Origin of the sequence: Nocardia sp. NPDC049737, from assembly GCF_040674755.1 — a bacterium.
In the GTDB taxonomy this organism is placed as follows: domain Bacteria; phylum Actinomycetota; class Actinomycetes; order Mycobacteriales; family Mycobacteriaceae; genus Nocardia.
Genome location: NZ_JBFANH010000012.1, coordinates 215270 through 233565 on the forward strand (window position 1 = coordinate 215270; position 18296 = coordinate 233565).

An 18296-nucleotide genomic window follows, 5' to 3' on the forward strand; every position below is an offset into this window, starting at 1 on the left:
GTTGCCGCGTCTGAGGGTGATCATGGCGCCGCAGAGCCCAACTGCACACAACCACTCGATCGGCGCAAAAGGAACTCGAAGCCGCAGTGAAGAAACTGAACAACGACGGCTTTCTTGCCAAAGCGCCTGCCGATGTCATTGAAGGTATCCGCACTCGACAGCAGACCGCTCACAACGAAATCGACCGAATCCAACGTCAACTCCAGACGCTGCCGAGTTAGCGACAAACTCACGTGAACGGAGCCTCCCGAATCCGCCACGACCCCGGGAGACACCAGCGTCGACCACGAAGCCGTCACCGCCGCACAAGTCGCCGCTATGCCCGAACCCCTGCGAAAGCTGTTGAACGACACTGTCGCCTAGTTCGAAGCCCAAGCCACCGTCGAGGCGATCTGTGCCCGCGACGCCGACCGTCTCGAGTGCTTGTTCCAGGCACTCGAATATCGCGCCGCGGGCAAGACGCTCATACAGGAATGGATCACCGACTCCCGCGCTCGGCTGAAGACAACCACCGCGATACGTATAGCCGACGCGGCACTGACCACCTCGCCGTTGAAGTGGCGTCAATGACGGCTGGCACTGCACACCGACCGTGTCTGCCGCGAGATCGCTGGTCAACCGGATTGTGTGAGGCAATAATTGCCTCGTGCGACCAGCCCTTCGCCAATCCGATCCGCGGGAAACCGCGGAAACGCTGTTCGGTGCCGAACTGCGTGCCCGACGTAAGGCCGCCGGCCTTTCATTGCGGCAGTTGGCCCCACACGTGCTGGTCAGCCACGATCTGCTGTGGAGGATCGAGACGGCACAGCGTCGGCCGCATCCTGACTTGGTCGACCGGCTCGACCGAGCCCTCGATGCTCGAGGCCAGCTGAATCGGCTCGCCGCCCCGTTCACCGATATTGTCCTTCAGCCTCAAGATATTTCGTTGGAGCCAGACCTCGTCGGGCCGTCGCTTCGTGATCTGATCACGGAGGTCCGCATGGCTGACCACACCATGGCAGCCAAACGCCTACCCGAGGTGGTGGCCCAGGCGAAGATGGCCGAGAAGTTCGTATCGCGGGTCAACGAGTCGCAGAGGGCGCAGTTACTGCGGAATATCGCTGAAGCGCATCAACTCGCCGGTTGGATGCTGTTCGATCGAGGCAGCGTCTCATTAGCCGAGAATGCGTTCGCCAATGCCCGGCGGACGGCAGAACGGATCGGCGCAATGGACCTAATTGCGTTCGTCGGCGGTCCAAATGCCGCCTTCATGAGCACCTGGAGCGGGGATCCAGCCCAGGGTGCCGAGCGAGCCTATGGGGCGATGTCATGGGCCCGGCGCAGTGGAAATCGGCGCTTGGCAGCATTCGTGGCCACCATCGCCGCGCGTGCACACGCGAGAATGGACGAAGCCAACCTCTGCACGAAGATGCTCGTTGAAGCCGAAACGGAGCTGTCCCGGCATCAGCCACAAGAGCCCGACCCGGTCTGGTTGGACGTGTTCGATGACGCTGCCTTGGCTGGGCATCGCGGTTCGTGCTTGTTGGATCTCGGGCAGCCACGGCACGCCGTCGAGTCCTTGCGTGAGCAGGATTCGGCCAGCCCAGTGGCCTTTCTGCGCAATCGCACGATCTGGCAACTAGATCAAGCCGAGGCCCAATTGCGAATGGGTGAGGATGAAGCCGCAGCAGCGGCGGTGAATCATGCGATGGATGCCGTAACAGCCAGTTCCATTACTCCTCGGGTTGCGCGCATGTTCCGTTCAATCCTTCTGAAACTGCGTGCATCCGGTGATCACGCAGTGACACCAACTGCTGACCGGTTAGAGGTCTTCATCGGGGCGTGCGTGTGAGTGGGTAAGTCGCCCAACGCATCTCGATGCCTCCACCGGTGTCCACGGCAATGAGCAGCTCGCCTTGCAACCGGCCTTCCGCTGCTCGGAACCGTCCCGGCCCTTCCGCTTCGAAGCGGGTGTCGCTGGCGAGCGGGTCATCGGCCAGGCTTGCATGCAGGCCGTCGTGCTCCCACCGGAACACCGTTTCGTCGGCTTCCGACCACCAGCTGCCGAGAAGCGGACCGATCTCCGGTGGACACGACACCGGCTGCCACTCGCGTGGCGGTTGTGTAGGCTGGGATGCGATTGCCTCGCAAAGGGTTTCGGCGGCGAGGTCAGCAGGTTTGATCCCCCGGGTGGCGTTGGCCAAAGCAACCACCGTTACTCCGGTAGCACGGTCCAACGTCAGTGCGGACTGGAAGCCCGGCATCGCGCCGGTGTGCCCGGCAAAAACGTGGCCGCCTCTGCGTTCCAGGATCAACCCGAGGCCCCAGCCTTTGGTCCATGCTGCGGTGTCGACCATGACCTGCAGGGTGTGCATGCTGTCGACGACCGGTGTAGGAAGAACATCGGGTTCTCCTCCGGCGAGTGCGTGTCCCCAGCGCAGGAGATCGCCTGGCGTGGACCACATTTGGCCGCCGACACCGATCGAGGCTTGGTCCATTACCGGTTCGCGATGGACCGTGGCGATATACGGATCCAGCCGGTAACCGATCGCCGCATCGGCAGGGCGTGTCCAACTCGTCCGAGAAAGGTCGAGCGGAGCTAGCAGTCTCTGCTCGATCAGCTGTTCGCACGGTTGACCACTGACGTTTTCGATGATCTGGCCGAGCACGGCGTATCCGAGGTTGGAGTAATGCCACCGCTGTCCCGGATCGGCGACCAATTCAACATCCTGAAACGCGTCGCGAAGTTCGGCGCCTGTCGGTCCTTGCATGCTTTCCCACATGTCCACCGGGGCTTCGCGTTGCAGCCCACTGCTGTGCGACAACAGCATCCGAAGTGGCAGATGCCCGAACGGTGTGTCGGGTAGATAGCAATCGACGGTGGCGTTCAGGCTCAGATCACTGCGGTGGGCCAGTAACAACGTGACCGCCGCGGTGAACGTTTTCGTGATCGACCCGATGCGATAGATGCTGTCGATCGTGGCTGGCGTTAGGTTCTCGACGTCCGCGTACCCGGATGAGGCTGCCGCAAATGGGACGCCGTCGACACCCACCGCGACGGTCAAGCTGGGTATCCGTGCGGCGGTCTGCGCCTGTGCAACCCTGGCAGCCAGCGCCGTCTGGAAGTCGGTGTCCATGCGCCCCTTTCCTTCGTGACCAGCATCCCACACCCTCGGCCACGCTCTGTTGACAAAGTTTCTGTCCACAGCAAAGTCCTTCCACACCGGATTTCCGCAGGCCAGGGTGAAATCAGCACCGCGGACGTCGGTCCGTTTCACAGAGGAGTGTCATGAGAACAATCACCACGGCACGGGATGTATGGACACGCCGCCACGCCTATGAGGATTGGTACGGAGTGGCCGTCTCGAAATCGGAGCCGGGCGCCGAACGTCAGCGAAACGTCAGTGCAACGCGATCAAGCGACAGTTCCGCACATGCGGTCGCGCACCGATTCTGAGGTCCATGCAAATCACGCCTGATGACCCGATTTGGCGGGAATGGTTTTCGTAGCTCGGGCCCGTTGCGGTCGATCCCTGAGGCCGCTTTCCTAATCGCTCCGCTATTCAATCTTTGGCGGCCGCTGACAACGGCGGTCCCCGGGGAGCGTTTGTCAAGAAACGGAGGTTGCCGCGGTGGCTACAGCGGTAATGCATGTCTACATCCGAGATGACCTGGCCGAGCCCGGATGGCGCGATGGTGTCGAAAGGTTCATCCGCGCGCAGTCGTTCGCCCTGGGCACCATCATCCACGCCTCGGCAGGTGCGGATTCCGATGACGCTGAGGCGCCCGAATCTGCTGCGAGACGGTTGTTCGAGGAGATGCTGCGCACCGTCAGCTTTCACGCCGTGACCCCATCGCGAGCGCACCTGCAGGACATTCCGGTTGCTCTGCGACAGCGATTCACCCGGGCGGAGATGTGGTTCTGGACTGTCCCTGATGACCGGGGGCAGCGATGACGACGGTGGGACTGGTGCTGGTCGAACGAGTGCCGGCGACCGCGGCTGTCGAGATGGTGCTGCCGACGAAGTCGGAGTTGACGCGGGCTGCTTGGGGCCTGTCGGTCGAGGCTAAGGGCGGACCCGCAGCGGAAGCCATCGTGCGGCTGTCGCACGCGCTGGCGGAACTTCACGCGTCGGATCTGGGGTTCCGTGCTGAGCTCGGAACCCGGCCCGCCGGACAGTTCGATCGAAACTACAAGGCCCTGCTCGACAGGGTTGCTGACGCGTTGATGCGCAATCTGCCTGATCTGCCGGCCAAGGACCTAAGAGCAGTTGCCGATCGGATCGGGCGAATCACTCGCCTCTCGGCACAAGCGAACCGGCGTGGCCGCAGTATCCGGCGACCGGCACGAGCCGATCAATCGCTTCCCGACTGCTACGTGGATCTGTTGGATTATCACCAGATGTGGACGCGGTTGGCCCAATGGATCGACCACTACGACGAGGCCGTGTCGGCGCTGGCCGTGCGGGCACCCTGGCGCGCACCGGCCGCCGACGAGCCTTCTGCCGAGGAGCCCAACGCGCATCCTCCAATCCACGATCCGGTAGTGATCACGTCACCGGTAGATAGCCCGGCATCGCGCCCGACCCCGCCAATGTGGATCGGTTCATCCCACCACCATCCGCACCGCGAATACCCGCGCCGACGCACCCCTGGGGAGTGAATGACTGATGTTGCGGTCCAAATGCAAACCTATCCCCGAGTCAGCGCCGGTGGTGCTCGGCTACATCGACACTGCCCGCATCCCGGTCGGGAAGACAGTGATCAATGTCGGTGCGCCGATGCGTGCCCGCGCCGCCGAGTACGGATACAGCTGGGGCGGAACCTATCTCGACCACCACACCCACGGTGAAACCGTCGCTGCACTCACCCGCGCCGCCGCAGCCGACCCAGCCGTGGTCGCGGTGATTGTCCCCGACCACACCCACCTCCCCGACGGCCAACACGCCATCACTGCCAGCACACGCCGGATCCGCGTCCTGACCACCCACACCCTCAACGACACCCTCGGTCACCGGGCGCGCGCCGCCACCGGGAAGGCCGGGCGCGATGGGTGAGGACGCCGCATACCCCACCTGCGTCGATAATGGTCTGAGCGGGTCGAACGCCGGGGACTGGTCATGACCGGGCCGCGCGTGCGGGCCTACGGGATTGTGAGCTTGGACCGATCCGGGCCGCAGGCCGCGACCGATGTGCAGGCCATCCGCGAGGCTGCTCGCTCCGCGCGGCTTGATCTGCGTGCGGTTTCGGTGATGCGTTCGGCGAACCTGAGTGTGCTGCTGGCCAGTTTCGCTGCATCGGGAATCGGTGTGGTGATCGTGCCGAGCGTGTTGCATCTGACCGGTTGGCTCGACGTGGTGCGTCGCGACTGCGAGGTGTGGACGCTGTTGCCGCCTGGCTATTGGCCCCGCGTCCACGCTTCGGGGCGACCGGGTGAGTTCATCGCCAGCTCGGGGTTGCGCTGATGAATCCACTCCAACGCATCCGGGACATCCACATCGATTCAGGTCCGCTCGCATTGGACTTCCAGGGCAGTGCCGACCAAATCCACAGTGTCGCCGCTGAACTGGGCATGACCGCGTACTTGGAGGTCACCGTCGACGACGATGTGCGCCCCCGGCACTCCGGCGCTGCCCTGCGGCGGGCTCTGGGGATACCCCGACCCGCGCGTCAACCCGTCGAGTGGCCCCCGGCCGCCGCACTTGCACACCACGACTGGATGTCGCGCGGACCGCGCGACTGGTGAATGCCCCGGTCGAATTCGAAAGGACAATCCAGTGACGACAGCGACGGTTTCCATCTCTGAGACCACCAATGCCGAAGCCCCGGCCGCCGAACGCGCGATGATCGATCAGCGTCGGCGGGTGTATCGGGATCAGTTCGGGTTCAACACTTTCCGTGATCCGCGCACCGATGCGATCACGATGGTTGCCGGGTCGGTGTCGGCGGTGATAACACCAAGCAGTCTCGGCCCGCGGGTCAGAGCCTTGTTCGGCTCCGGGGCCGTGCCGGTGTTCTCGGTCGGGCATCGTCTGTGGGTGTTTTTGGCCGACGGCCCCACACCGACGGACAATACCGCTCAGCTGACGGCTGATTTGTTCAAATGTGGTGCGGTGCCGTTGGTCTCGGGCGCGCTGATTGTGCTGCCGACCCCGGGTAACGAGAAGCGGTGCTGGATGCACGTGCCCGACGGCGCTGCCCGGCCGCCGTTCGCCGCCCTGGTCGAGGTGGTCCACACCACCGCCACAGAGGCGGGTTCGCAGTGAGCACCGTCGACCCGAGCATGTCGCGGCGGTCGCTGAGTGACCAACTCGCCCCGGTCTGGGTGGAATGGCTCGCGTACAAGACCGATGCCTTGGACCGGTTCGTCACCCATGACGTGCCGCAGCTGCCGCCGGACCGCTACTCCGAGACCGGCATCCGTGTCGCCGAGCAGGCTCTGCTCGCCCGCTTCACCGCTCTGGAAACCGCCGATCCCGACGATTCGCTGCTCACGCGGTTCGGCTGCTACCTCGGTGAGACCTTGACCGAGGCACTCGACGGGTATTGGTTCAACGACCCGTTCCTGGATCCCCGCCTCCCACGGCCGACCGTGCGGTTCCTTTACACCGATGTCCGGCTGTGTGTCCGGGAGCAGGTTGTCCTGGCCCTGCATCACCGATCTGGCACCTACTGGTCGCAGATCTACCGCGCGTTGTCGGGCCTTTGCGTGACGTGGTGGGAATCCGGGCACAGCCGCCGCTGAACCACACCACGCGATACCGCACCGCCCAGGCTTGCGGGCGCGCCCCGAACAGTCACTTACCACCAAGGAGTCGGAGAAGGTCATGGCCGAGGGAGCCATCAAATGGTTCGACAGGAAACGCGGGTTCGGATTCATCGTGCGCCCCGGCGAGGCGTACATGTTCGTGCATTGCTCCGGGCTGGCGAACCCCGACACCTCTCTCCTCACTCACGGAGTGTGGGTCACCTACGACATCGTTGCGGGCCCCAAAGGACCCGAAGCGATCAACGTTCGCCCCGTGCCGAGCAACCGGTATGCAAGGCCCAGGGCCGCGCGCTACCAACCCATCCGGGACCGAGACTCACCAGCTCCGGCCGGGTACGAGCCCGACCCGATGACCACGGATCCAAGCCTCCAACCCCGCCCGCACCAGGAGACACCACGGAGATGACCGACCCCACCACACACACTCCCGAGAGCGCGATCGATCCCGCGCCGCTGCCGACCGGACTTCGCTTGTCTCGCAAGCAAAGCCAGCAGCGGACCCGTCAGCGTGTTCTCGATGCCGCCACCGTCTTGTTCCTCACCGATGGCTACCCAGCGACGTCGATCGAGGCGATCGGCGAACGCACTGGATACACCTACGGGGCGGTGTTAGGTCACTTCCGGACCAAGGACGCACTCGCGGTCGCCGTGCTCGAACGGGTATATCGCCGTGCCCACGCTCGCGTGCACCGGTATCAGGTCCGCGACCACGATCACCTCCTGACCACCGTTACGACCTGGATGCACATCGCGATCACCCATCCCGGCTGGATACGCCTCGAACACGCCCTCGACGCAGCCGGTGAATATCGCGACACGCAAAGACGGTTGTGCAATATCCACAGCACTGCAACGACTTTCATCGCCAATGCTTTCCACGAAACCGGTACGGAGCCTGACGTCCCCCCGGCAACCGCCGCCGCGATGCTGCTGTCGATCGTGATCGGGCACGCCGCCATCGACTTCGACGAGGCCACCACCTCGGCGGGTCTGCGTCTGCTGGTCGACCACGTTCTTGCTCCCGCCGACCCACAGGCCTCGACGAGTGCAGACACCGCACCGGCCACCGCAGTCGGCTGCGACACCGTGACCGAGTTCGCCGTCAGCGACGGGCCGTGCGATCGCCGGGTCCACACGTGACGGGGTGGTTGACCGCCCTCCGGATCCGGTCGGGGGCGAGAGCGGTTGCCAGAGCATCAGGATTCGACACTTGATGAAGGGGAGAACACACCCGATGGACGTGGGAGTTTCGGTGGACGTGCCGGATGTGCTGGTCGTCGACGATGGGCATTTGCGAGCGAATTGGCCGTATCTGCGGGCCCGGTTGCGGGCCGGGCTGGTCAACCACGACCTGACTGTCGTGTTCGCCAGTCTCGGTGCGGGCCAGCGGATCCGGGATCTGTACGGGATCGGGGCAGTGCCCGCGTTGGTCGTGATCGATGTCGAGCCCGACGCCGAGGACATCGCGGCACTGACCAAGCTGGAAGTGGTGGCGGGGGTGACCGGCGGCGGCAAGCTCGCCGTCGCCGACCGACTCGCGGAGCGGGGCATCGTGTTCGTGGATGGATCACGCGGTCGCGCCCGGTCACAGGCGGAAATGGTGATCGGGCTGATGATCAACGCCCTGCGTCAGATCTGTACCTGGCACAACATCATTGCCGCCGCCGGGCCGTGGCCGCGCCCGAGCTGGCAGTTCACCGACCACCCGAGCTTCGTTAACGGCACGGTGTGCGGCAAGCAGGTCGCTGTGATCGGGATAGACCCGGTGGGTCGCGCGGTGATCGGCTTGTGTGTGGGGATGGGGGCACGGGTGTGGGCGGTGGACCCGGGCGTCGAGGAGACAGATTTCCAGGAGGTGGGGGCGCGGCGCATTCAGCTCGATGAGGTTGCCTCGGTCGCCGATATCGTTGTCGTCGCGGGAAATTCGAGCACACCTCCGTTGACTGGCGAGATTGTCGCGCAGTTGGCCAGCAGAACGCTGGTGGTGACAGTGCGCGGCGGCGGGATCGACCTTGTGGCGTTGCGCGCCCGTGTGCTGGCCGATGAACTTTTCTGGGCGACTGATGTCTACGAGTCGGTGCCCGTCGCGGCCGGTGATCCGATCCTGGGTCGTGGCAACGTCATTCACACACCAGGCATCGCCGCCTGCACGCGGGAGGCGAACCTCGCCGTGGCCGACATACTGACCGCCAACATCGACCGTGTCCTGCGTGGAGGTCCACCACTGCGATGGGATTGTGTCCCGGCCGTCACTGTTGAGGACACATCGGGTGAACCCGCTGGAGGTCCTGCGGCAGATGAGCTGATCAACAGTATCGGGGCTGCGGGAGTACATCCATGGTCGAGATGACGAAATCGAATATGTTGCGGCCCGGCAAACCGTTCGGTGATCCGGGAGCGAGGAGGGGCAGCCGCCGGATGGTGGCCTCGATGGCGGTGACCGATATCGGCATCGGTTTGGTGTATGTGCGCTTCGACGCCGATCACCCGCTCGACCTCAACGACGGGCGTGGCTTCGTCTTCGACTACGAGTTGCTGGACTCCTCCGCTTACACCCCCGAGGTCTTCGGGGGGATCATCGACGACCGCCTATTCGAGATCGACGTGCACGTTGAGGTCATCACCGGCCACGACATGCTTTCCGGCCTGGCGAAACTCAGTCACGACATCACCGACCCGGAGGCTCTGTCCAGCATCGATAGCTTGATCCAGATGTGGCCCGAGCGCGAGAACGTCAGCGCCTGCGGTGACCTCGAACGCATCATGGTTGACACCGCCTACGATCTCACCGTTTCTCATGTCGATCTTGTCCAGACCTGTCGGCAATTGCGGGTGCACAGCTGGTATCTGGATCCTGATCGCCATACCCAACGGTTCCCGATCACCACGGCTCTGGCATCAGCGGTCCTGGCAGGGCGCGAGATGGGTTGGCGCAGTTGGAACATGCTCGATCTGGATCTGCTGGTGACCGAATCCAATCGACGCCTCGATGCGTGAGGCGGTGTGCATGAGAGCCGCAATCACGTGGGATCGGCACATCGTCGAGGCAGGAAACGACACTGCCGAGGACATAGTCCCGCGGCATCACAGTGACGGAACTTCCGCCGAGCTGGGTGAGGGTCGGTTGCCGAGTGGCGCATGCCCAAGAGTGCAAGCACCGAACCGCGGCTGGTCCACCGGTCGGGCCCGGTGCGCGAGCCGTGTGCAAGTCATTCGCTGATCGCGACATCTGGTGGACGCCAGCAGAATCCGGAAAGCCGCGTAGCGGCCCATGCTGATGGGGGAGAGCTGAGGATGAACAAAAGATGTTGTCGCTCGTGTAGCGGATCGCTGACTGCGGGGCACGTGGGCGATTTGTGCGCGAAGTGTGCATCGGTGGCGGGGTTCAAGCGGTTGATCCCACCGGGATTCTTCGACTCGCCACCTATGCGTAAGGCGTTGGCGCAACAGGATTTCGGGAGTGTTTTCGGCGCGGTCAGGACAGAAACCGGGTTGAGCCAGGGCCAGTTGGCGCAGCTGGTGGGGTTGAGCCAGGGCCGGGTCTCGGAGATCGAGAACAAGGGCCATAAGGTCACTGGGCTTTCTCTCGGTGCCCGGATCTCCATGGCGCTGGGGATCCCTGCGAGCACGATGGGGTTCTGGAGCGAGCCGGGTAGCCTTGTCGATGAGGAGGTGAGTTGGGTGTACCGACGTGACTTCCTCTCTCTGGCGACAGCCACCGCGCTGGGCTCGAATCTGCATCCGGAACTCGATCGGCTCGGCAGCGCGCTTCCCACGCGAGTGAAATCCTCACCGCGCACACTGATCGGCGCCAACGACATCGAAGCGATCGAGGAAGTCGCCGACTTCTTTCGCCGCCAAGGGCTGGCCCGTGGCAGCGGCTTGTATCGTGATGCTGCCCTGGCACAGCTGCATGAGGTTCGCTCCTACGAGCACGTCGAGTGCAGCGCGGTGTTGCGACCCTGGTTGTGGGTGGCTACGGCGGAGCTGGCGTGGGTGACCGGTTGGCTGGCTTACGACGTGGAAGATCATGATGCCGCGCGTCGGCTGTGGTCGTATGCTCTGTGGGCCGCCGGTCAGGGCGCCGATCACCCACGTAGTACGGATTTGTCGGTGGCGATCCTGCTGGATTTGGCGCACCAGGCGCTGCATCTGTGGCGGCCGTTGTGGACGGTCCCGACTCGTGTGGAACGTGACCACCAGCAGCGGATGCTCGACGACGCATTGCGGTGCGCGCAGACTGCGGCCGTGACCGCGAGTAGCCGCCGCTATCCGGTCTCTACGGTCACTGCGGCGTATATCGCGTCGGTGACGGCGTGGTGCTGGGCGGCCCGTGGTGACGCCGCTGCGGTGCATCGGTTGATCCAGCAGTCGCAGGATCTCTACGCGAAGGTGGATCGAAGCAGCCTTGCCCCGTGGGCGGCGTTCATTACGCCCGCCGAAATCTCCGCCCAGCACGGGCATTCGTATTACCTACTCTCCACCCATGATCGCGATCACGCCCCGCAAGCGGTGCAACTGCTCAGCGCCGCCGTGGAAGGCCACGCCCTTGCGCACGCCCGCAGTAAGGCTGTGGCTCTGCCGACCTTGGCTGGGGCGTGCCTGCAGGCTGGTGACCACGACAGCGCCGCTGTCTACTGTGACACTGCGATCGAACAGATCGGTGGCTTGACCTCGCGGCGCTGCTATACCCGGCTGGGCGATTTGAATCGGATTGCGGCCCAATACGATCGCGATTCCCTGGTGACCGATATGCGATCTCACATCACCGACACCCTTGAGGCGAAGTGATCGACAGTGGTCTGCCGGGCCGCGACGCTCTGGGGGCGGTGTGCGCGGAATTCGGTGTTGCAGGCGCCGAGGAGGCGGTGATGCTGCATCACCGATCGAACGCGGTGTGGCTGGTCGGTTCTGTCGTAGTGCGGTTGGCGCCCCCGACCGAGCTGCGGCGTCAACGCGCTACCGCGGCCGTCGCGGTGACTCGATGGCTGTCGAATGCAGACGATCCGATCGCGCTGACCCCGTTGCCGGGGCGACAGCCGGTCGTCGCCGGTGGGGCGGTAGCCACTTTCTGGCCGTACCGGCCTACGCAGGGATCCGCAGATCCGGCCGCTCTCGGCGCGCTGGTGCGGCGACTGCACGCGGTCGATGATCCGCCGCAGTCCGCCCCGATCCCGGCCTACCGGCCGCTGCTGCGCCTGGGTGAGGCACTCGACATCGACGAGCGCCGGACACGACCAGCGCTGTCTAACGCTGACCGCGTGTGGCTTCGGCGCCGTGCCGAGGAACTGGTCGCTGAGTTCGCAGACACGAAGTGGCCGTTGGGAATCGGGCTGATCCACGCCGACGCCCATTCTGGTAACGCGGTCCGCGACCAGGCCGGGTGGGTGTTGATCGACTGGGACGGAACCAGTATCGGCCCCCGCGAGCTGGACCTGATCGGTACGGTTCCCGACCATTTCCACGAATCCGACTGCTATCGGCAGCAATTCGCCGCCGCCTACGGCTACGACATGCTCACCTGGCCGGGCTGGGTTCTGCTGCGCGACATCGTCGAGCTGCACTCGGTCGGCTCCTATATCCGTCTAGCGCCGGACAAATCGGCCGCCGCGAACGAACTCCACCGCCGCGTCCGATCTTTGCGCAGCGGAGACCGATCCGTCCTCTGGCACCCGGTGCACTGAGGCCCGCCACTGTGGGCGGGTGCAGCCGAGTATTTGGCCGCACGATCGAAGTTCGGGAGTTTCCTCTCCGTCCAATGGTGTTTCGCGCAGGTTTTTTCGGCATCTGGCCAGGCGAGATATTCGACGGTTCCCGAATACGATCCCTGGCAGGGATATCCCTGCCAGGGATTGGATGACCCCTTCGCGCGCGCGAGTCTGATACAGGCATCCGGCATCGGATTCGCTTCGGTCACATCGTCGTGAGCGACCCGCCGTCCGGGACGTGGCGGACAGCGGGCCCGGTGTTCGGATGCTGTCGGGCTAGCTGGGAGGCGCGCATGACCACCGTTGTGGACAGAGAGCTGTGGCTTGTCGGACACGCCGACTGCGCCGCCCATGGCGATGTGCGGTTCGGGTCGATCGATGAAGCCCGTTTCATCCGAGTGACTCACTCCGGGCACGGTCCGCAGTGCCGCCAGTACCTCGCCGCGTCCGCGTACAGCGGCGGGGTGAACGCCCAAGACAACTAGCTGGTGCCCATGATCCATCGGTCTGCAGTCGCTGTCAGTGGGCGACTGCACCGGGGGACGTGCTGGGACCGCATGACGTGCACGCTGGGCGCCAAAGTCCTTGCCTCACAGTGAAAGGCCGAATGTCAGTGACCACTGGGCAACCAGCTTCTCCGCTACCGCCTCTCAACACCTCCGAGCCCCGGGTCGCGATATATGGGCCGGAATTCGCAGCCGACCCGCACGCCGCGTACCGGAAGATGCGGAAACAGGGGCCGGTGGCGGCGGTGGATATCGCGCCCGAGGTTCCGGCCGCGCTGGTGACCGATTACCGTGAGGCACTGCGCATTCTGAACGACCCGCGGTATCCGGCTGATCCTCGTGGCTGGCAGCAACGAGTAGGTCCCGAATGCCCCGCACTTCCTACGCTGGGGTGGCGGCCTGATGCACTGCGCAGCTCCGGCGAGGAACACTCTCGTCTACGGCGCGCGATCAGCGGTGCCCTCGATCGTGTCGACCAGTACGGCCTGGATTCCACGGTCGCGCACATCACGACAACGCTGATCAACGATTTCTGCGAACACGGCTACGCCGATCTTCTCAGTAAGTTCGCGATCCCGCTTGTGGGGCAGGCACTGAATTGGCTGCTGGGGTTATCGCCAGAAACCGGCAAGGCCGCGCTCGACGCGATCATGGTGTTGCGGGCGGCCACCGACTCCGAAACGGTCAAGGCAGGCAACCAACAACTCATCGTCGCGATGGCCGATGCGGTGATGGACAAGCGTCTGCACCCGGCAGCGGATGTGACGTCGTGGTTGATCGAGCCCCCCGCAGGCTTGAATGACGCTGAGGCGACCTATCAGCTGGCGATGTTGTACGCCACCGGCAGCCAGCCGACCTGGAATCTCATCGCGAACATGCTGAGGCTGATGTTGACCGATGACGGGTTCGGAGGTCGTCTTCTTTACGGGGCGTTGTCGGTCACGGACGCGATCGATGAAGTGCTGTTCACCGATCCACCGTTGGCGACGATGTTTCCACGGTTTCCGCAGCAGATGCAGATCCTCGACACAACGATGCTGCCCCCACATCAACCGGTGCTGATCAGCGTTTCCGGCTGCAACACCGATCCGGCCGTGCACAGCGACGACCACTTCGGCAACCGCTCCCATCTCGCGTGGGGCGTGGGTATCCACGCCTGCCCAGCGCGATCGGTGGCGACGGTCATCGCCACCAAGTCTTTGGCTCTGCTGTTGGACGCGTTGACCGAGATCCAACTCGCGGTTGCCGACGGCACCGGTTTGGAGTGGTTACCGGGCCCCTTCCATCGCGCGCTCAAATCGCTGCCGGTCACGTTTTCCCCATGCTCGCCGCTTGAACTTCCGCTCGCATAGGAGACCACCCTCGTGCAGCAGCACACCCTCCCAGCGCCGGGTAAGGCCACAGGGATCCCGATCGAAGCCCTCGGGCCTCGAATCAGTATCTACACTGCCGAATTCGCGGCCGACCCGCACCGCGCCTACAAGGAGATGCGTGAGAACTACGGCGCTTTGGTGCCGGTGGAGCTTGCTCCCGAGCTGGCCGCGACGTTGGTGATCGACTACCGCACCGCGGTCAACATTCTCACCGATCCCGAGCACTTCTCCGCTGATCCCCGTGAGTGGCAGAAGACGTTGCACGACCGCACGTGGCCGATCCTGGCGATGCTCGCGTGGCGGCCGAACGCGTTGCGCAGCAACGGCGAAGAACACGTGCGCTTCCGCCGGGCGACCCACGACGCCCTCGCCGGCATCAACCAATACGGGCTGCGCGCCTTGGTCGAGCGCACCGCGGTCGGCCAAGTCAACACGTTCTGCCGGTCGGGCTCGGCTGATCTGCTCAGTCAATACTGCCTGCCGGTGGTGTTCGCGGTGGTCACCCAGATCATCGGGTGCACACCAGAACTCGGGGAGCAGCTCGTTGCTGCCAGCGTGGCACTGTTCGACGGACAGGACAACGCTGAGGAACTGTTCGACTCGGCTTTGCGTGAGTTGACCTGGCTCAAGCGCACCGATCCTGGCGACGACGTCACCACACGGCTGGTGCGGCATCCGGCCAAGTTGACCGATGACGAGATGGTTCAGCAACTGCTGACGATCATTTCGGCTGCTATCGAGGTGCCGCAGAACTGGATCGCCAACACCCTGCTGCTGATGCTGGCCGATCGCCGACGGTTCATCGCGGGCCTCAACCGTGGCCTGCCGCCCTCGACGAGTGCCGCGCTGGCTGAGGGGTTGTTCACCAACCCGCCGATGGCCTGCTACTGCCTGACCTATCCGGTCCAGCCCATCCTCGCCGGCAAGGTGTGGTTGCCCGCGCATCAGCCGGTGATCATCAGCATGACCGCGTGCAACAGCAGCCCCGAGGTCAACACCGGCCAGTACACCGGCAATGACTCCCACCTGGCCTTCGGTGCGGGCCCACACGCTTGCCCGAAACCGGCCCGCATCGTGGCTGAGCTGATGGCGGAGACAGCTATCGACCAACTGCTCGACTTCCTTCCAGAAATGCGCCTCGCCGTCCCGGCCGAAGAACTCGAGTGGCGGCCCGGCCCGCTCCATCGCGCGCTGTCCACATTGCCGGTCATCTTCCCGCCCTCGCCTCCCCAACACATTCTGTAAAGGACAACCGATGGCCATCGACGTACTCCGTCCGCCAGCCCTCGACCGCGACGGCAAACAGGTCCCACACTGGTTCCTCGACACCTATCACTGCCAGTTCATCGAACACCACCGTGGCACCGGAACCCTCACCCAGCTGCAGCTGCGGGCTCTGGATGACGACCCCCATTACTACTTGGAGTTTTTCGACCAGCAGCTGGCCGCCGCGCGCCGGGCGTGGAATCCGGAGCAGGCGGTGGTGTTGACGCTGACGCTGTGTGACGTCATCGACACCCCCGTCGCGCGGTTCGACCACCGGTGGTGGCCCCACCCCGGTGCCACCATGGCGACCAGGGTCCGTGCCGGTGCCATGGTGGCCCACCACGACGAACGGTGGCGCGCGGATTGGAACGTTCTGGCCGGGGTGTGTGAATCCTGGCGTCCGGAAGAGGCTTTCGCCGTCCTCGGCGCCATTACCCGCCATCGCGTCGTCGGCCGCGACGGTGTCACCGCTCTCCACGCCGTCGGTCTCTTGCCCTGATCACACAGACCAGGCCGCACGACGTTTCGGCATACAGGTGAATTCCCCGGACCCGAACGCACACGAAAGGCATCGCAACCCAACATGATTCGGCGACTCGCCGTGGCTACAGCCGAGGGTGCGTCGCTTGGCGAGAAGGCGAGTTCCAGCATGACCATCGATCTCACCACCACCCGCGCCCACATCGGCAGCGAACCTGTCGACGCCTTGCGGACCGTGCTGCTCGGCCCAGACGCCCCGCTGCGGGCTCGGGTCCGCGCTGCCGTGAGCGCGCTCGGGGACCTCCCCCGGTCGGGCCTGACGTACTCCGAACAGGCTGCGCTCGCCCCGGATCTTTTGCGATCGGTGATTGCCGCGCTCGGTGGGTCCGGGACAGCGATCGCCACGGACGTCGAGCTGCGTGGCATCCTCTGCGAGGAGGCTGCGGTCAGCGCGCCCAGGCTGCTGCCGGTGTTGACCGGGCATTTCGACCTGGCGATGGGAGCGGTCCTGTCGCTGGGGTCCGGCGCGGATTATCAACAGCAATGCCTCGCTGAACTCGATACCGGCGCGGCGTTGGGGGCGTTGATGTTGACCGAGCTCGGTGGCACCAATGCGGCGGCCGATCATCGGACCACAGCGAGATGGGATCTCGCTAGCGGTGGATTCCTGTTGTCGACACCCGACATTCGCGCGGCGAAATTCATGCCTAACGTCGGTTCTGATGCACCGAAGATCGTGCTGGTCACTGCGCGCGTGATCACCGACGGCCGCGACCAGGGCGTGTTCGCGTTTCTGCTGAAATTGCGGAGCAGCACGGGCCTGGCTGCTGGTGTAGAGGTGGAGTTGCTACCCGACAAGGCCTTCGCGCCGATGGACCACGCCATCATCCGGTTCCGTGACTGCTGGGTGCCGAGGCAGGCGCTACTGGGCGGGGACTGGGCCCGCATCGATGCCAACGGCCGGTTCGAGTGCGAACTGCCGATGGGGGAGCGGTTCCACCGTGCGGTGGCCGGGTTGGGTGGTGGCCGACTCGACCTGGCGAATGCTTCTGTCGCCAGCGCTCGCGCCGCCCTGACGGGTTTGGCGAACTTCGCCAGACAGCGCGGGTCTCGCGTCCGGATGGCCGACCGCGATGCGGTCCAAGCCAACCTGGTCACCGGGCTGGTTTCCCTCTATACCGCCACCATCCTGGGCCGGCACCTTCGCGACATGCGCGCGGGCGCCGACGGCGGCGACCCCGACCACGCGCTGTGGTCGATGCTCGCCAAACCGGCACTGACTCATGCGGCGCAGTGGGTACTGGGCATGTGTCGAGAACGCACCGCCGCGCACGGCTCGCTGCTGATCAACCACTTGGGAGATTGGGCTGGCAACGTCCTGGGAGCGCGCATCGCTGAGGGCGAGACTCAGGTTCTGCAAAAGACGGCAGGGCGGGCGCTGCTGCAACGCCCGCCGCTGCAACTGCCGGACACACCGCTACAGCTGCCATGGACTGTCGAAATCCTCGCTGAGCGCGAACGGATCATCGCCGACGGTCTGCGCCGCGGCGATTTCACCGTCGCCGGACCGGTGCTGGGCGCGGACGGCGCTGCCATCGAACTGGCCACCGCAACCGCTGAACGCGTTCTGGCAACCGCCCCATTGATCGCGGCATCCACTGTCAGCGATCCATTCGCCAGCGACCTGCTCACGACGGTAGGCGCGGCGTACGCGCTGGAACGCATCCACGCGCGCCGCGGATGGTACACCGACCACCCGATCAGAATCGGCGATGAATACCAGCCCCCGATGACGATCGCCGCTGAACTCACCAGAAACCACAGGGTGCTCGTCGACCACTTTCCGCAGCTGGTGGCTGCCTTTGACATCCCCGACCTGCCCGGTGCGCCGCTGTTCGCCAGCGACTACACCAAGCCGTACAAGACGCTCACCGGCTGGCGCGATGAAACCTTCCCCGGCAACTACATACACCCTGACCGATCCAGCGATGCCACCGAAAGCTCGAAAGGTTAAGCCTGCGAATGAAGTTGACAATGTCTCCACCAGGGCAGTCCGCACTGCCACCATGGCTGACCGAACCGCCTGTCGCATCCCGAAGACCACGCCGGTACGGCAATCGGCGCTGGCCGGTGAGGGATACCGCTGTGGGCCTGTGGTGGGCCGCTGTGATTCTCGCCGCGTACTGGGGATGGGCGCCGAGCGGTCGTGTCGATG

General features: G+C 64.6%; 22 protein-coding genes and 1 pseudogene. 21 read left to right on the forward strand and 2 right to left on the reverse strand.

The genetic code is table 11. The features are described from left to right. Window positions 1-41: 41 nt before the first annotated feature. The gene (locus AB0J47_RS18515; protein ID WP_364346974.1) at window positions 42-221 is read left to right on the forward strand and encodes a hypothetical protein; all 180 of its coding nucleotides are present in this window, start codon (window positions 42-44) and stop codon (window positions 219-221) included. Window positions 222-646: 425 nt separating this feature from the next. Next, window positions 647-808, forward strand: a pseudogene (locus tag AB0J47_RS18520) (helix-turn-helix transcriptional regulator); the annotation flags it as partial. On the opposite strand, the gene AB0J47_RS18525 reads toward AB0J47_RS18520, so the two are convergent. Continuing rightward, window positions 740-991, reverse strand: a complete 252-nt coding sequence (locus tag AB0J47_RS18525; RefSeq protein ID WP_364346980.1) for a hypothetical protein — start codon at window positions 989-991, stop codon at window positions 740-742. The pseudogene AB0J47_RS18520 and the gene AB0J47_RS18525 overlap by 69 nt on opposite strands. Here AB0J47_RS18525 and AB0J47_RS18530 point away from each other — a divergent pair. Beyond that, the gene (locus AB0J47_RS18530) at window positions 980-1831 is read left to right on the forward strand and encodes a hypothetical protein (RefSeq protein WP_364346982.1); all 852 of its coding nucleotides are present in this window, start codon (window positions 980-982) and stop codon (window positions 1829-1831) included. The genes AB0J47_RS18525 and AB0J47_RS18530 overlap by 12 nt on opposite strands. Here the strand turns inward: AB0J47_RS18530 and AB0J47_RS18535 are convergent. Further along, window positions 1812-3116, reverse strand: coding sequence for a serine hydrolase domain-containing protein (locus AB0J47_RS18535; protein WP_364346904.1), 1305 nt, complete (start codon window positions 3114-3116; stop codon window positions 1812-1814). The genes AB0J47_RS18530 and AB0J47_RS18535 overlap by 20 nt on opposite strands. A 495-nt stretch (window positions 3117-3611) precedes the next feature. On the opposite strand from AB0J47_RS18535, the gene AB0J47_RS18540 reads away from it, so the two are divergent. The 18 genes from AB0J47_RS18540 (at window position 3612) to AB0J47_RS18625 (ending at window position 18095) form a co-directional block, all read left to right on the forward strand. Further along, window positions 3612-3935: a hypothetical protein gene (locus AB0J47_RS18540; RefSeq protein WP_364346906.1), complete on the forward strand. Its 324-nt coding sequence runs from the start codon at window positions 3612-3614 to the stop codon at window positions 3933-3935. Then, the gene (locus AB0J47_RS18545) at window positions 3932-4642 is read left to right on the forward strand and encodes a hypothetical protein (RefSeq protein WP_364346908.1); all 711 of its coding nucleotides are present in this window, start codon (window positions 3932-3934) and stop codon (window positions 4640-4642) included. Before AB0J47_RS18540 ends, AB0J47_RS18545 begins: the two co-directional genes overlap by 4 nt. Window positions 4643-4649: 7 nt before the next feature. Beyond that, entirely contained in the window at window positions 4650-5036 is a 387-nt protein-coding gene (locus AB0J47_RS18550; protein ID WP_364346910.1) for a hypothetical protein, read from the forward strand. Window positions 5037-5099: 63 nt separating this feature from the next. Then, window positions 5100-5444: a hypothetical protein gene (locus AB0J47_RS18555; RefSeq protein WP_364346912.1), complete on the forward strand. Its 345-nt coding sequence runs from the start codon at window positions 5100-5102 to the stop codon at window positions 5442-5444. Continuing rightward, on the forward strand, window positions 5444-5725 hold the full coding sequence (locus AB0J47_RS18560; RefSeq protein ID WP_364346914.1) for a hypothetical protein: 282 nt from the start codon (window positions 5444-5446) through the stop codon (window positions 5723-5725). The genes AB0J47_RS18555 and AB0J47_RS18560 overlap by 1 nt, the downstream gene beginning before the upstream one ends. A 31-nt stretch (window positions 5726-5756) precedes the next feature. Then, window positions 5757-6245 carry a hypothetical protein gene (locus AB0J47_RS18565; protein WP_364346916.1) on the forward strand — a complete coding sequence of 163 codons (489 nt, stop codon included), beginning with the start codon at window positions 5757-5759 and terminating at the stop codon, window positions 6243-6245. Further along, window positions 6242-6724, forward strand: coding sequence for a hypothetical protein (locus AB0J47_RS18570; protein ID WP_364346918.1), 483 nt, complete (start codon window positions 6242-6244; stop codon window positions 6722-6724). The genes AB0J47_RS18565 and AB0J47_RS18570 overlap by 4 nt, the downstream gene beginning before the upstream one ends. Before the next feature lie 82 nt (window positions 6725-6806). Beyond that, a complete protein-coding gene (locus tag AB0J47_RS18575) occupies window positions 6807-7154 on the forward strand; it encodes a cold shock domain-containing protein (protein WP_364346920.1) in 348 nt (115 codons plus the stop codon). Then, window positions 7151-7888: a TetR/AcrR family transcriptional regulator gene (locus tag AB0J47_RS18580; protein ID WP_364346922.1), complete on the forward strand. Its 738-nt coding sequence runs from the start codon at window positions 7151-7153 to the stop codon at window positions 7886-7888. The genes AB0J47_RS18575 and AB0J47_RS18580 overlap by 4 nt, the downstream gene beginning before the upstream one ends. Before the next feature lie 94 nt (window positions 7889-7982). After that, a complete protein-coding gene (locus AB0J47_RS18585; RefSeq protein ID WP_364346924.1) occupies window positions 7983-9098 on the forward strand; it encodes an NAD(P)-dependent oxidoreductase in 1116 nt (371 codons plus the stop codon). Continuing rightward, entirely contained in the window at window positions 9086-9745 is a 660-nt protein-coding gene (locus tag AB0J47_RS18590; RefSeq protein ID WP_364346926.1) for a hypothetical protein, read from the forward strand. Before AB0J47_RS18585 ends, AB0J47_RS18590 begins: the two co-directional genes overlap by 13 nt. 378 nt (window positions 9746-10123) lie before the next feature. After that, the gene (locus AB0J47_RS18595) at window positions 10124-11539 is read left to right on the forward strand and encodes a helix-turn-helix domain-containing protein (protein WP_364346928.1); all 1416 of its coding nucleotides are present in this window, start codon (window positions 10124-10126) and stop codon (window positions 11537-11539) included. Further along, complete coding sequence (locus AB0J47_RS18600; protein ID WP_364346930.1) at window positions 11536-12432, forward strand: aminoglycoside phosphotransferase family protein; 897 nt, start codon at window positions 11536-11538, stop codon at window positions 12430-12432. Before AB0J47_RS18595 ends, AB0J47_RS18600 begins: the two co-directional genes overlap by 4 nt. Before the next feature lie 317 nt (window positions 12433-12749). Further along, window positions 12750-12941, forward strand: coding sequence for a hypothetical protein (locus tag AB0J47_RS18605; RefSeq protein ID WP_364346932.1), 192 nt, complete (start codon window positions 12750-12752; stop codon window positions 12939-12941). A 602-nt stretch (window positions 12942-13543) separates the two neighbouring features. Then, window positions 13544-14314 carry a hypothetical protein gene (locus AB0J47_RS18610; protein ID WP_364346934.1) on the forward strand — a complete coding sequence of 257 codons (771 nt, stop codon included), beginning with the start codon at window positions 13544-13546 and terminating at the stop codon, window positions 14312-14314. A 12-nt stretch (window positions 14315-14326) separates the two neighbouring features. Beyond that, complete coding sequence (locus AB0J47_RS18615; RefSeq protein ID WP_364346936.1) at window positions 14327-15580, forward strand: cytochrome P450; 1254 nt, start codon at window positions 14327-14329, stop codon at window positions 15578-15580. 10 nt (window positions 15581-15590) lie between these two features. Further along, entirely contained in the window at window positions 15591-16100 is a 510-nt protein-coding gene (locus tag AB0J47_RS18620; protein ID WP_364346938.1) for a hypothetical protein, read from the forward strand. Window positions 16101-16250: 150 nt separating this feature from the next. Further along, on the forward strand, window positions 16251-18095 hold the full coding sequence (locus AB0J47_RS18625; protein ID WP_364346940.1) for an acyl-CoA dehydrogenase family protein: 1845 nt from the start codon (window positions 16251-16253) through the stop codon (window positions 18093-18095). Window positions 18096-18296: the final 201 nt, after the last annotated feature.